8 protein-coding genes and 3 rRNA genes are annotated in these 13,710 nt (G+C 66.9%); 6 read left to right on the top strand and 5 right to left on the bottom strand.

The features are described 5' to 3' along the window. Positions 1 to 191: 191 nt before the first annotated feature. The 4 genes from OHA34_RS00055 (at position 192) to OHA34_RS00040 (ending at position 4,242) form a co-directional block, all read left to right on the top strand. Positions 192 to 2,141, top strand: coding sequence for an ABC transporter ATP-binding protein (locus OHA34_RS00055; RefSeq protein ID WP_329520333.1), 1,950 nt, complete (start codon positions 192 to 194; stop codon positions 2,139 to 2,141). 39 nt (positions 2,142 to 2,180) lie between these two features. After that, positions 2,181 to 2,549, top strand: coding sequence for a Dabb family protein (locus OHA34_RS00050; RefSeq protein ID WP_329520332.1), 369 nt, complete (start codon positions 2,181 to 2,183; stop codon positions 2,547 to 2,549). Between the two features lie 339 nt (positions 2,550 to 2,888). Beyond that, the gene (locus tag OHA34_RS00045) at positions 2,889 to 3,761 is read left to right on the top strand and encodes a TIGR03619 family F420-dependent LLM class oxidoreductase (protein WP_329520331.1); all 873 of its coding nucleotides are present in this window, start codon (positions 2,889 to 2,891) and stop codon (positions 3,759 to 3,761) included. 37 nt (positions 3,762 to 3,798) lie between these two features. Further along, positions 3,799 to 4,242, top strand: a complete 444-nt coding sequence (locus OHA34_RS00040) for a nuclear transport factor 2 family protein (RefSeq protein WP_285944054.1) — start codon at positions 3,799 to 3,801, stop codon at positions 4,240 to 4,242. 190 nt (positions 4,243 to 4,432) lie between these two features. On the opposite strand, the gene OHA34_RS00035 is transcribed toward OHA34_RS00040, so the two are convergent. Together OHA34_RS00035 and OHA34_RS00030 are read right to left on the bottom strand one after the other, a co-directional pair. Next, complete coding sequence (locus OHA34_RS00035) at positions 4,433 to 5,098, bottom strand: GntR family transcriptional regulator (RefSeq protein WP_285944055.1); 666 nt, start codon at positions 5,096 to 5,098, stop codon at positions 4,433 to 4,435. Continuing rightward, positions 5,095 to 6,240 carry a CaiB/BaiF CoA transferase family protein gene (locus tag OHA34_RS00030; RefSeq protein ID WP_285944056.1) on the bottom strand — a complete coding sequence of 382 codons (1,146 nt, stop codon included), beginning with the start codon at positions 6,238 to 6,240 and terminating at the stop codon, positions 5,095 to 5,097. The genes OHA34_RS00035 and OHA34_RS00030 overlap by 4 nt, the downstream gene beginning before the upstream one ends. 120 nt (positions 6,241 to 6,360) lie before the next feature. Between OHA34_RS00030 and OHA34_RS00025 the strand changes: the two genes are divergently transcribed. Together OHA34_RS00025 and OHA34_RS00020 are read left to right on the top strand one after the other, a co-directional pair. Continuing rightward, positions 6,361 to 7,539 carry an acyl-CoA dehydrogenase family protein gene (locus OHA34_RS00025; protein WP_329520330.1) on the top strand — a complete coding sequence of 393 codons (1,179 nt, stop codon included), beginning with the start codon at positions 6,361 to 6,363 and terminating at the stop codon, positions 7,537 to 7,539. A gap of 205 nt (positions 7,540 to 7,744) precedes the next feature. Continuing rightward, the gene (locus OHA34_RS00020; protein WP_285944058.1) at positions 7,745 to 8,002 is read left to right on the top strand and encodes a hypothetical protein; all 258 of its coding nucleotides are present in this window, start codon (positions 7,745 to 7,747) and stop codon (positions 8,000 to 8,002) included. A gap of 114 nt (positions 8,003 to 8,116) precedes the next feature. Here the strand turns inward: OHA34_RS00020 and rrf are convergent. The 3 genes from rrf to OHA34_RS00005 form a co-directional block, all read right to left on the bottom strand. Next, positions 8,117 to 8,233, bottom strand: a 5S ribosomal RNA gene (gene rrf, locus OHA34_RS00015). A gap of 187 nt (positions 8,234 to 8,420) precedes the next feature. Then, positions 8,421 to 11,536, bottom strand: a 23S ribosomal RNA gene (locus OHA34_RS00010). Positions 11,537 to 11,986: 450 nt separating this feature from the next. Then, positions 11,987 to 13,504: ribosomal RNA gene (locus OHA34_RS00005) — 16S ribosomal RNA — on the bottom strand. The 16S, 23S and 5S rRNA genes sit together here, the layout of an rRNA operon. Positions 13,505 to 13,710: the final 206 nt, after the last annotated feature.

The following is a 13,710-nucleotide window of genomic DNA, read 5'->3' as shown; positions in this document are numbered from 1 at the left end:
GCGTCCGACACCCTCGGCGGCGCACATGCCCGCGTCCGGCAGAACGGGCGGTCCGCGGGGAAAGGGGCCCGCCCGCGCCTGTCCGGAGGCGGCCATGCACGGTCAGGGCACAGTGGCCCCCAGGCAGCCCGTCCCCCTGCCTACGGTGACGGAGGGAGTCCCGATGGGCGGGCGTGGGCGAGGGGCGGACGATGGGTGTGCTGCGAGACCGTTTCTCCCGTCCCCGCAAACCACGCGCCCCGGACACCGCACCGGTGCCGGGGCCCGAGCTGACCCGGCCGCGCTGGTACGGCCGCAATGCCGAACTCGCCGAGACCGGGGTGGGCACCATGGCGCGGCGGCTGCCCGCGCTGATCGCCCACGCGCTGCGGCTGGCCTGGCGGGCGAACCGGCGCGACACCATGGCGGCGGTCGGGTTGAATCTGACCGCCGGCCTGTGCACCGCCTTCGGGCTGCTCGCCACGACCGGGGTACTGACCGCGCTGTTCACCGGCGGGCCGACGCCCGACCGGGTCCGCGCCGCCGTCCCGTCCCTGGCCATGGTCGCCGCCGCGGTCGCCGCCAAGGCGGGGCTGACGGCGGCGGCGGGCTGGGCCCAGGCCCGGCTGCGGCCCCAGGTGGAGCGGCTCGTGGAGGTCCGGCTCTACGAGCTCACCACCGCCGTGGAGCTGACGGCACTGGACGACTCGGCCTTCCTGGACGAGCTCCAGCGCGCCGAGTCCCGCGGGATGACGGCGGCGCCCTCGATGGTCGACCACATGGTGGACATGCTCACCGCGGCGGTCGGGGTGGCCGCCGCCGCGGGCGCTTTGGGCGTGCTGCACCCCGTCCTGCTCCCGCTGCTGCTCCTGACCGCGCTCCCCGAGGGCTGGGCCGCGATCCGTGCCGCCCGGCTGGGCTACCTCACCGAGCTGACCCTGGTCTCGGCGCGGCGCCGCAAGTGGATCCTGTCGGACCTGATGACCGACCGCCACCACGCCGCGGAGGTCCGGTCCGCCGGCGTCCGCGGCGTGCTGCTCGGCCAGTTCGGACGGCTCGCCGGGCACGTCCGGGCCGCCCAGCTCGACCTCGCCCGGCGGCAGACCCTCGCGCAGGTGCACGGGGCCGCGCTGAAGGGCGCCGCGACCGCCATGGTGTACGTCGCGCTCGGTCTCCTGCTGTGGCGGGGCCTGATGCCGCTGGCCGTGGCCGGCACCGCCGTCCTGGCGATCCGCGCCGGGCAGTCCTCCCTGGTCAACCTCATCTACGCGGTCAACCGCTGCTACGAGGACGGCCTGTACTTCGGCGACTACCTGGCCTTCTGCACCCGGGCCGAGGCCCGGCTCCGGCAGCCGGGCGGCGGCGCCCACCCGGCCCCGCCCGGGGACTTCAAGGAGATCACCGCCGACGGCGTCACCTTCACCTACCCCGGCGGCGGCGCACCCGCGCTGCGCGGGGTGTCGATGCGGATCCGCGCCGGTGAGATCGTCGCGCTGGTCGGGGAGAACGGCTCCGGCAAGACCACCCTCGCCAAGATCCTCGCCGGGCTGTACACCCCCGACGACGGCGAGGTCCGCTGGGACCAGGTGCCGGTGGGCCGGGCCGATCCCGACCTCCTGCGCGCGCACATCGCCGTCATCGCCCAGGACCACACGCACTGGCCCATGACCGCCCGCGACAACATCGCCCTCGGCGACGAGTCCCCCCGGGACGATCTCCAGCACGCGGTCGAGACGGCCGCCACCGCCTCCGGTGCCGACCAGGTCGTCGACGGCCTCGCCGACCGCTACGACACCCTCCTGGACCGGCGCTTCGAGGGCGGCGTCGAGCTCTCCGGCGGCCAGTGGCAGCGGCTGGCCGCCGCGCGCGGCTTCTACCGTCGGGCGCCGCTGCTCATCTGCGACGAGCCGACGGCAGCGCTGGACGCCCGCGCCGAGCACGCCCTGTTCGAGCGCATCCGCGGCCACGCGCACGGCCGGACCGTCCTGCTGATCACGCACCGCCTGGCCAGCGTCCGGCACGCCGACCGCATCTACGTGTTCGACCGCGGCCACATCACCGAGCACGGCGACCACTCCACCCTCATGGGCGTCAACGGCCTGTACGCCGAGCTCTACACCCTCCAGGCATCCGCCTACCAGCCCCCCGCCGAACCGATGTGATCACCCCGCGGCCCCGGCGTCCGCCGACGCCGCGGTCCCGTGCACCGTCATCGCCAGAGCAACGCCCTGGAGCACCTACGCAGGATGGGGCGGGAGATCGAAGCGGTGCAGAGCTTCTGCGTCGGCCGCGACGTGGGGGCGGAGTTCGACTACGGCGCAATGTTCGCGGTGAAGGACATCGAGGGCTACCGGGCGTACATGCACGCGCCGATCCACCGGGAGACCGACTCCGTCGGCCTGCCGATCCTCGACAAGATGATCTCGCAGGACCTCACCGACGACGAGGACCCGGCGATCGGTGCGCAGATCCAGGAGATCCACCGCACCCGCTACGCCAACGACCCCGAACTGGTCGCACTGGTCGACGGCCTGGACTCCTACACCGGCAGCGGACGGCCGTCGGCCTGAGCGTCCTTCAGTGCGGCCACGGCGTGGGCGCGATGGGCGTCAAGGATCCGCAGGGCCTCGCACATAGCGCCTCCGCGGGGCGGACCGCCGGCGCCGGGACGGGCTCGTCGAGGAGGGGCGGCACCGGGCGTCCACGCCGAGATCGTCGCCGGGAACGCGATCCACGACGGGCTCCGAAGCCGCTCGTCGAAGACGGTTCCGCCGCCGACGATGCCACGTGGACCGCGGTCACGGCCCGTCCCTGGGCGACGGCCGCCTCGCCGCCTGGCCGGGTATGGCCTGCGACTGATACAGGTTCTAGTATTTGCCGATCTGCCGTCGCCGCCTGGAGCCGCATCCATGAGGTTCACCTACGCCGAGGCCATGACCGATCCGTCGTACTACCTTCCGCTGGCCCGCGCCGCCGAAGCGGCCGGATACACCGGGTTCTCGGTCGCCGACTCGCTCGTCTACCCGAAGGAGTCGGACTCGACCTATCCCTACACCGAGGACGGCAACCGGGAGTTCCTTGAGGACAAGAGCTTCATCGAGACGTTCACGCTGATCGCGGCCATGGGCGCCGTGACGAGCACGATCCGGTTCACGCCGTTCGTGCTCAAGCTGCCCGTGCGCCCGCCGGTGCTGGTCGCCAAGCAGGCAACCTCGATCGCCTGCCTGACCGGTGGACGGCTCGGTCTCGGCGTGGGCCTCAGCCCCTGGCCCGAGGACTTCGCGGTGATGGGCGTCCCGTGGGAGCGGCGCGGCAAGCGGATGGACGAGGCGATCGACATCGTCCGCGGCCTGGCCACCGGCGAGTACTTCGAGTACCACGGCGAGTTCTTCGACCTCCCCGCGATCAAGATGACCCCCGCCCCCGCCCGGCCGATCCCGATCCTGGTCGGCGGGCACAGCGAGGCGGCCCTGCGTCGGGCCGTCATCCGCGGCGACGGATGGATGCACGCGGGCAACGACGATCTCGACGGCCTCCTGGCCAGACTGGACCGCATCCGCACGGCCGAGGGCAGGTCCGGCGACCCATTCGAGATCCATGTGATCTCCATGGACGCCTACACGCCCGACGGGGTGAAGCGGCTGGAGGACAAGGGCGTCACCGACGTGATCGTCGGCTTCCGGGTGCCCTACGCCAAGGGACCCGACACCGAGCCCCTGGAGCAGAAGATCGAGCACCTCGAGCGCTTCGCCGAGACGGTCATCGCCAAGGTCGGCCACTGACCTTGGCGGCAAATGAGAACACGTTACAATTTTCCCCATGGACTCTGTCACCTGGGACGCCCCCGACGCCGACCACCCCGCGCGCCGGGCCGCGCGCGCGTCGATGGCCGCCGTCGCGGCGGGCCGCAAGGACGAGTGGCTGCGACTCTTCGCGCCCGACGCGCTCGTGGAGGACCCCGTCGGCCCGTCCTTCCTGGATCCCGACGGCGCCGGCCATCGCGGCCACCAGGGCATCGGCGCCTTCTGGGACGGCTTCATCGCCTCCATCAGCGGCTACCACTTCGAGGTCGCCGACTCCTTCGCCAACGGCGCCTGCTGCGCCAACGTCGCCACGATCACCACGACCATGGGCGACGGCACCGCCATGACTATCGACTGCGTCCTGATCTACACCGTGGACGAGGCCGGCCTCATCACCTCGCTCCGCGCCCACTGGGAGCCGGATCGCGCGATGGCGACCCTGGCCGGACCCACCTCCTGAGACGGGAAGCCGTCGCGGCGCCCGCGTCGGCCGCCCCGCCCTCAGACGGCCACCGCCTCGATGGACGGTGGTCGCGACCAGCGTGCTGACGACCACGGTGGCGGCGATCAGCAGGATCATCCCGATCATGCTGGTGTTCTCGGCGTCGCGGTGGCCGGCGGCCTTGGCGAGCCCGGGGCGGTGTTCCCGGTCAGCGCAGACCGCTGAGGTCTTCCAGGGCGGCGACGGCGTGGGCGCGGTGCAGGTCGAGGACGCGCAGCGCCTCGTCCACGTCGCGGCGGCGCAGGGCGTCGAGGGCGGCGTGGTGCTCGGCGATCACGCGCGCGCGGTTGGCGTCCTCGCCGTAGTAGATCGACCGGTAGGCGTCGGTGGCGTCCCACTGCGCGGCGATGAGCCTGGTCAGCCGCGGCATCCCGGCACAGGTGTAGAGCCTCATATGGAACGCGCGGTTGGCCTCGGCCATGCCGAGCACGTCAGCGGCCTCGGCGGCGCGCTCCACCCCGAGCTGGGCCTTCTCCAGCTCCACCACGTCGTCATCGGAGAGCCGGGCGAGCGCCTGCCGCACCGCCTCCTCCTCCAGGATCTCCCGGATGCGGTACACCTCGCGCAGGTCGTCCAGCGACAGCTCCTCGACGCAGTAGCCGCGGTGCGCCCGGTAGCCGACCAGGCCCTCGCCCTGGAGCGTCTTGAGCGCCTCGCGCAGCGGGACGCGGCTGACGCCGAGCTCCCCGGCCAGCGCGTCCTGCCGGATCGGGGCGCCCGGACGCAGCCGGCCCGTGGTGATCGCGCGCCGGATCTCCGCCAGGACGAACTGCTGGGCCGTGGGCGGCCTGCCGAGGCGTTCAACCGGGCTCATCGCCCCAATATCTCACGGACCCACGCGTCGTCCTCGCCGAGCCGCGGCGGAGCCAGCCGGTACGCGGCCGGCGTCGCGCCGAGCCGGACCGGATTGGCGACCTGGTGCGCGCCCGCCTCCCGCCGGGGATCGTCCACCCGGACGGACGGCTCCAGGCCGAGACCGTCCCCGAACTCGAACGCGGCGGCCAGGTCGTTGATCGGCCCGCACGGCACCCCCGCCTCGGTGAGCGCGGCGAACCACGCGTCGGCGGTGCGCTCGGAGAGGGTCCGGGAGAGCTCGGTGACCAGGACGTCCCGGGCGGCGACCCGCCCGGAGTTGACCACGAAGCGCGCGTCGGCCGCGAGGTCGCCGCGCCCCAGCACCCCGCACAGCGCGCGGAACTGGCGGTCGTTCCCCGCCGCGATCACCATCGGGCGGTCGGCGGTCTCGAACACCTCGTACGGGACGATGCTCGGGTGCCGGTTGCCCATGGCCGCCGGCACCACCCCGGCCGCCACGTAGGCCGAGGCCTGGTTGGTCAGCGCCGACAGCAGCGAGGTCAGCAGCGCCACCTCGACCCGCTGGCCCTCGCCGGTGCGGTCGCGGTGCCGCAGCGCCGCCAGGACGCCGGTCAGGGCGTGCAGCCCGGTGATCACGTCCACCAGGGCCACGCCGGCCTTGGTGCCGCCCTGCCCCGGCTCGCCGGTGACGCTCATCAGCCCGCCGACGGCCTGCACGATCAGGTCGTAACCGGGCAGGCCGGCGCCCCCGCCGGCGCCGAAGCCGGTGATGGAGCAGTAGACGAGCCCGGGGTTGAGCTCCGCCATCGGCTCGTACCCGAGTCCGAGACGGTCCATCGCGCCGGGACGGAAGTTCTCCACCAGGACGTCCGCGCGGGCGGCCAGCGCGCGGGCCACCTCCAGATCACCGGGGTCCTGGAGGTCGAGCGCGATCGACCGCTTGTTCCGGTTCACGGCGAGGTAGTAGGTCGCCTCGCCGTCCGCGTGCGGCGGCCCCCACGACCGGGTGTCGTCGCCGGTCCCGGGGCGTTCGACCTTGACCACCTCGGCACCGAGGTCGGCCATGAGCATCGTGGCGTACGGACCGGCCAGCACGCGGCTGAAGTCGGCGACGACCAGCCCCTCCAGCGCCCCGCTCACGCCGGCGTCCCAAGGACGTCCATTCGTCTCTCCCTCCGCGGGCGCCCCGCCCGGAGCCGGACCGCATGACGTTGGACACAATACTGGATCCAAAATCCAATCTATGGTGCAGTGGTCGCCGTGACCACGAGACCACCGGTCCACCCGTCCGCGCTGTTCGCCGTGGACGGGCTGCTGACCGACGAAGAACGCGACATCCGGCAGACCGTCCGGCGGCTCTGCGACGACGAGCTGCGCCCGCACCTGGCGGACTGGTTCGAGGAGGGCCGCGTCCCCGCGCGCGAGCTCGCGCGCCGGTTCGGCTCCCTCGGCCTGCTCGGCATGCACCTCCAGGGCTACGGCTGCGGCGGCCTCGGCGCCGTCGCGTACGGGCTGGCGTGCCTCGAGCTGGAGGCGGCCGACTCGGGCCTGCGCAGCCTGGTGTCGGTGCAGGGCTCCCTGGCCATGTACGCGATCTGGAAGTACGGATCCGAGGAGCAGAAGCGGGAGTGGCTGCCGGAGATGGCGGCGGGCGAGCGGATCGGCTGCTTCGGCCTCACCGAGCCCGACTTCGGCTCCGACCCCGCCGGAATGCGCACCCGGGCGCGGCGCGACGGCGCCGACTGGGTGCTCGACGGCGGCAAAATGTGGATCACCAACGGGTCGGTCGCCGACGTCGCCGTGGTCTGGGCGCGGACCGGCGACGGCGTCCGCGGGTTCCTGGTCCCCGCCGGGACGCCCGGCTTCAGCGCCCGCGACGTCGGCCGCAAGCTCTCGCTGCGGGCGAGCGTGACCAGCGAGCTCGTCCTGGACGGCGTCCGGCTCCCGGCGGACGCCGTGCTCCCCGGCGCGCGCGGGCTGTCCGGCCCGCTCGGCTGCCTGAACGAAGCCCGCTTCGGGATCGTCTTCGGCGCGCTCGGCGCGGCACTCGACTGCCTGGAGACGACCATCGCCTACGCGGCCGAGCGCGAGATCTTCGGCCGTCCGCTCGCCTCGTTCCAGCTCACCCAGGAGAAGCTGGCCGACTCGGCTCTGGAGATCGGCAAGGGGATGCTCCTCGCCGTCCACCTCGGCCGGCTCAAGGAGGCCGGCGCCCTCACCCCCGAACAGGTCAGCGTGGGCAAGCTCAACAACGTCCGCGAGGCCATCGCCGTCGCCCGCACCTGCCGCACCGTCCTCGGCGCGAACGGCGTCACGCTGGAGTACCCGGTGATGCGGCACGCGGCCAACCTGGAGTCGGTGCTCACCTACGAGGGCACCTCGGAGGTCCACACCCTGGTGGTGGGCCGCGCGCTCACCGGCGTCCAGGCGTTCCAGTGACAGCAGACCGTCCACCCGCCCTGAACTGACAGGACGGGCCCGGCGCCCGCAGCGTCACAGTGCCCGCAGCGTCACAGTGCCCGGCCCGTTACGGCACCCGTAGTGTCACGGGCCGGGCAGGCTTCATGCAGCTCGCGGCCACGATGGGCAAAGCCGACGGAAAACGGGCACTGCACGCGGCGGGGGCGCGGCTACCGTGCCGGGCATGTCGAACAGCGCAGTGCACGGGATGTCGCCGGCGCAGGCCAGGACGGCGGGCCGGTTCTCGGGGAACGCCGGCGAGCCCGGCACGACCGGGCAGCCGGCTCCCGGTCCGCCGGCCCGGGAGCTGGACCCGGCCCTGGCCGGCCTGCTCGCCTGGCTGCCGCCGGCGGGCGGCACCCTCTCCCGTTCCGCGATCGAGCGCTGGTCGGAGGCGGCGCGCGCCGTCCTGACCCTCGCGTACGCCGCCGAGGAGGACTGACCGCGCTCCTCACCCCGGAACCCACCGCCCACCGCTCGCCCGGCAGGGAGGGCCTGAAAAGGGTCGGAGAAATGAGAAAGGCCCCGCCGAATGGCGGGGCCTTTCACAAAAAGAGTCCGGCGGTGTCCTACTCTCCCACACAGTCTCCCGTGCAGTACCATCGGCGCTGAAGGGCTTAACTTCCGGGTTCGGGATGGGACCGGGTGTTTCCCCTCCGCCATAACCACCGAACGACCAAACCCCAACCACCCAACCCAAGCAAGAACCGGGTGGTGGGAAGTAATCGTCCAAGCAACCAAAGCTCAGAGCAATATTCACAAATCAAAACCCCGCATACGGGGGCGTGTTCCCGTTTGTTTTCCGGGAACTACACAGGGACGCGAACACCAAACGACAGCAGCAAAACATTTTAGAAGTGTTGTTCAAGCCGCTCGGCCTATTAGTACCGGTCAACTCCACACGTTACCGTGCTTCCATGTCCGGCCTATCAACCCAATGGTCTGTTGGGGGCCTTAACCCACCCCGAAAGGTGGGAGGGAGAACTCATCTCGAGGAAGGCTTCCCGCTTAGATGCTTTCAGCGGTTATCCCTACCGAACGTAGCCAACCAGCCGTGCCCCTGGCGGGACAACTGGCACACCAGAGGTTCGTCCGTCCCGGTCCTCTCGTACTAGGGACAGACCCTCTCAATTCTCCTACGCGCGCAGCGGATAGGGACCGAACTGTCTCGCGACGTTCTAAACCCAGCTCGCGTGCCGCTTTAATGGGCGAACAGCCCAACCCTTGGGACCTACTCCAGCCCCAGGATGCGACGAGCCGACATCGAGGTGCCAAACCATCCCGTCGATATGGACTCTTGGGGAAGATCAGCCTGTTATCCCCGGGGTACCTTTTAGCCGTTGAGCGACACCGCTTCCACACGCCGGTGCCGGATCACTAGGCCCTGCTTTCGCACCTGCTCGACACGTCCGTCTCACAGTCAAGCTCCCTTGTGCCCTTGCACTCACCACCTGATTACCAACCAGGCTGAGGGAACCTTTGGGCGCCTCCGTTACTCTTTAGGAGGCAACCGCCCCAGTTAAACTACCCACCAGGCACTGTCCCCCACCCGGATTCACGGGTGCGGGTTAGACGCTCAAAACGACCAGAGTGGTATTTCACCAACGACTCCACCGACACTGGCGTGCCGGCTTCACAGTCTCCCACCTATCCTACACAAGACGCTTCAGGCGCCAATGCCAAGCTATAGTGAAGGTCCCGGGGTCTTTCCGTCCTGCTGCGCGAAACGAGCATCTTTACTCGTACTGCAATTTCGCCGGGCCTGTGGTTGAGACAGCGGGGAAGTCGTTACGCCATTCGTGCAGGTCGGAACTTACCCGACAAGGAATTTCGCTACCTTAGGATGGTTATAGTTACCACCGCCGTTTACCGGCGCTTAGATTCTCAGCCTCGACCCCCCGAAAGGGATCTAACCGGTCCTCTTAACGTTCCGGCACCGGGCAGGCGTCAGTCCGTATACAGCGTCTTACGACTTAGCACGGACCTGTGTTTTTAGTAAACAGTCGCTTCCCCCTGGCCTCTGCGACCACCCCCAGCTCCGGCAGCAAGTGCCATCACCGGACGTGGTCCCCCTTCTCCCAAAGTTACGGGGGCAATTTGCCGAGTTCCTTAACCACAGTTCACCCGATCGCCTTGGTATTCTCTACCTGACCACCTGAGTCGGTTTGGGGTACGGGCCGCCGGTACACTCACTAGAGGCTTTTCTCGGCAGCATGGGATCACTCACTTCACCTAAAACGGCTCGGCATCACATCTCACCCTTAAATGCGCCACGGATTTACCTATAGCGCGGGCTACATGCTTACCCCAGGACAACCATCGCCTGGGCTGAGCTACCCTCCTGCGTCACCCCATCGCTCACCTACTACCCCCTCGGACCGACCGCTAGGCCAAACCAGCCCCCGAAGGGACCGGAAAGGATTCAGGGTCTTAGCATCAGAGGATTCAGCGTTGGCGCATACCAGCGGGTACGGGAATATCAACCCGTTGTCCATCGACTACGCCTGTCGGCCTCGCCTTAGGTCCCGACTTACCCTGGGCGGATTAGCCTGCCCCAGGAACCCTTGGTCATCCGGCGCACACGTTTCTCACGTGTGATTCGCTACTCATGCCTGCATTCTCACTCCCACAGCCTCCACCACTCGATCACTCGGCGGCTTCGCCGGCTGCAGGACGCTCCCCTACCCACCCACACAAAGTGTGAGTGCCACGGCTTCGGCGGTGTGCTTGAGCCCCGCTACATTGTCGGCGCGGAATCACTTGACCAGTGAGCTATTACGCACTCTTTCAAGGGTGGCTGCTTCTAAGCCAACCTCCTGGTTGTCACAGCAACTCCACATCCTTTACCACTTAGCACACGCTTAGGGGCCTTAGCCGATGATCTGGGCTGTTTCCCTCTCGACTACGAACCTTATCGCCCGCAGTCTCACTGCCGCGCTCTCACTTACCGGCATTCGGAGTTTGGCTGACGTCAGTAACCTTGTAGGGCCCATTAGCCATCCAGTAGCTCTACCTCCGGCAAGAAACACACGACGCTGCACCTAAATGCATTTCGGGGAGAACCAGCTATCACGGAGTTTGATTGGCCTTTCACCCCTAACCACAGGTCATCCCCCAGGTTTTCAACCCTGGTGGGTTCGGGCCTCCACACCGTCTTACCGGCGCTTCACCCTGCCCATGGCTAGATCACTCCGCTTCGGGTCTACAGCATGCGACTCAAACGCCCTATTCAGACTCGCTTTCGCTACGGCTACCCGCCACCGGTTAACCTCGCCACACACCATAACTCGCAGGCTCATTCTTCAAAAGGCACGCCATCACGAACAACACCCCGAAAGGCATTGAGGACGCTCTGACGGCTTGTAGGCACACGGTTTCAGGTACTATTTCACGACCCCTCACCGGGGCACTTTTCACCTTTCCCTCACGGTACTGGTCCGCTATCGGTCATCAGGAAGTATTCAGCCTTACCACGTGGTCGTGGCAGATTCACACGGGATTTCACGGGCCCCGTGCTACTCGGGAACACACCTAGAAGCCACTACAGGTTTCGTCTACCGGACTCTCACCGTCTACGGTCGGCCTTCCCATGCCGTTCAACTACCCGAGCAGTTTATAACTCCTTGCCAGACTGGTAGATCCGGCCAGATGGTCCCACAACCCCGCACACGCAACCCCTACCAGGTATCACACGCGCACGGTTTAGGCTAATCCGCTTTCGCTCACCACTACTCACGGAATCACTATTGTTTTCTCTTCCTGCGGGTACTGAGATGTTTCACTTCCCCGCGTTCCCACCAACCGCCCTATACATTCAGACGGCGGCGACACCCCATGACGGGTGCCAGGTTTCCCCATTCGGAAATCCCCGGATCAAAGTCTGGTTGCCGACTCCCCGAGGCATATCGCAGGCTCCCACGTCCTTCATCGGCTCCTGATGCCAAGGCATCCACCGTATGCCCTTAAAAACTTGAACACACAAAACGATCACAACAAATCGCAGATAAACAACAACAAAAGTCGTCGTTCACCAGAGATGCTCGCGTCCACTGTGCAGTTCTCAAAAAACAACCGGGCCCACCACACCAAAACACCCAAAAAAGGGGTTCGATGTGATCCCGCAATCCAGAAGAAACAACCCAGCCCCCTCACACCAACCCCACAACAGGGCCGACATTCAGGGGCTGAAGGGTCCGTTCCCTCAGGACCCAACAGCGTGTCCAACCCACCACCCGCCCGAAACCGCCGTTCCCACTCCTCCCGAAGAAGGTGGTACTAACCGATCCACACGAACAATGAACTGAGTAGCCAGTGCTCCACATCTATGAGCAGCCGCCTGACGAACATACGCCGTCAAAAGCGACCACCGACCAAACCCCACCCCCCGAAGAGGATGTCAGGATCCGGCCAGTTGAATGCTCCTTAGAAAGGAGGTGATCCAGCCGCACCTTCCGGTACGGCTACCTTGTTACGACTTCGTCCCAATCGCCGGCCCCACCTTCGACCGCTCCCCCCATTGCTGGTTGGGCCACGGGCTTCGGGTGTTGCCGACTTTCGTGACGTGACGGGCGGTGTGTACAAGGCCCGGGAACGTATTCACCGCAGCGTTGCTGATCTGCGATTACTAGCGACTCCGACTTCACGAAGTCGAGTTGCAGACTTCGATCCGAACTGAGACCGGCTTTAAGGGATTCGCTCCACCTCACGGTATCGCAGCCCTCTGTACCGGCCATTGTAGCATGTTTGCAGCCCAAGACATAAGGGGCATGATGACTTGACGTCATCCCCACCTTCCTCCGAGTTGACCCCGGCGGTCTCCCATGAGTCCCCACCATAACGTGCTGGCAACATGGAACGAGGGTTGCGCTCGTTGCGGGACTTAACCCAACATCTCACGACACGAGCTGACGACAGCCATGCACCACCTGTCACCGGCCCAAAAGGACCCCGCATCTCTGCGAGTTTTCCGGCGATGTCAAGCCTTGGTAAGGTTCTTCGCGTTGCGTCGAATTAAGCAACATGCTCCGCCGCTTGTGCGGGCCCCCGTCAATTCCTTTGAGTTTTAGCCTTGCGGCCGTACTCCCCAGGCGGGGCGCTTAATGCGTTAGCTACGGCGCGGAATCCGTGGAAGGACCCCACACCTAGCGCCCAACGTTTACGGCGTGGACTACCAGGGTATCTAATCCTGTTCGCTCCCCACGCTTTCGCTCCTCAGCGTCAGTACAGGCCCAGAGAACCGCCTTCGCCACCGGTGTTCCTCCCGATATCTGCGCATTTCACCGCTACACCGGGAATTCCATTCTCCCCTACCTGCCTCTAGTCTGCCCGTATCCACCGCAGACCCACAGTTAAGCTGTGGGCTTTCACGACAGACGCGACAAACCGCCTACGAGCTCTTTACGCCCAATAATTCCGGACAACGCTTGCGCCCTACGTATTACCGCGGCTGCTGGCACGTAGTTAGCCGGCGCTTCTTCTGCAGGTACCGTCACGTTAGCTTCGTCCCTGCTGAAAGAGGTTTACAACCCGAAGGCCGTCATCCCTCACGCGGCGTCGCTGCGTCAGGCTTCCGCCCATTGCGCAATATTCCCCACTGCTGCCTCCCGTAGGAGTCTGGGCCGTGTCTCAGTCCCAGTGTGACCGGTCGCCCTCTCAGGCCGGTTACCCGTCGTCGCCTTGGTAGGCCATTACCCCACCAACAAGCTGATAGGCCGCGAGCCCATCCCCAACCGAAAAACTTTCCACCACCAGACCATGCGGCCAGTAGTAACATCCGGTATTAGACCCAGTTTCCCAGGCTTATCCCAGAGTCGGGGGCAGGTTGCTCACGTGTTACTCACCCGTTCGCCGCTCGAGTACCCCCGAAGGGGCCTTTCCGCTCGACTTGCATGTGTTAAGCACGCCGCCAGCGTTCGTCCTGAGCCAGGATCAAACTCTCCATTAAGGTCCAAACGACGACCCCGGGGGGCGAACCCCGAAACCGCCAAACCTCGGAAACAATCCCAGCAAAACCATGAACCCCAAAGAGTCCATGCAATTGCCTCAAAGGAATCCCTGCCACCAACCCGAAGGACAGTGGCACGGGGTGGTCCAGCCAACTAATGACCGAACCGATTAAGGCACTGGCTTTTAACACGCTGTTGAGTTCTC

The organism is Spirillospora sp. NBC_01491 (genome assembly GCF_036227065.1).
GTDB lineage: Bacteria > Actinomycetota > Actinomycetes > Streptosporangiales > Streptosporangiaceae > Spirillospora > Spirillospora xylanilytica.
This window is presented reverse-complemented; position numbering and strand designations above follow the sequence as displayed.

Coding starts and splice junctions, on each gene's coding strand:
- OHA34_RS00035 (WP_285944055.1), bottom strand. CDS start 5,098: ATGAGCCCGGTTGAACGCCTCGGCAGGCCGCCCACGGCCCAGCAGTTC.
- OHA34_RS00055 (WP_329520333.1), top strand. CDS start 192: ATGGGTGTGCTGCGAGACCGTTTCTCCCGTCCCCGCAAACCACGCGCC.
- OHA34_RS00020 (WP_285944058.1), top strand. CDS start 7,745: ATGTCGAACAGCGCAGTGCACGGGATGTCGCCGGCGCAGGCCAGGACG.
- OHA34_RS00040 (WP_285944054.1), top strand. CDS start 3,799: ATGGACTCTGTCACCTGGGACGCCCCCGACGCCGACCACCCCGCGCGC.
- OHA34_RS00045 (WP_329520331.1), top strand. CDS start 2,889: ATGAGGTTCACCTACGCCGAGGCCATGACCGATCCGTCGTACTACCTT.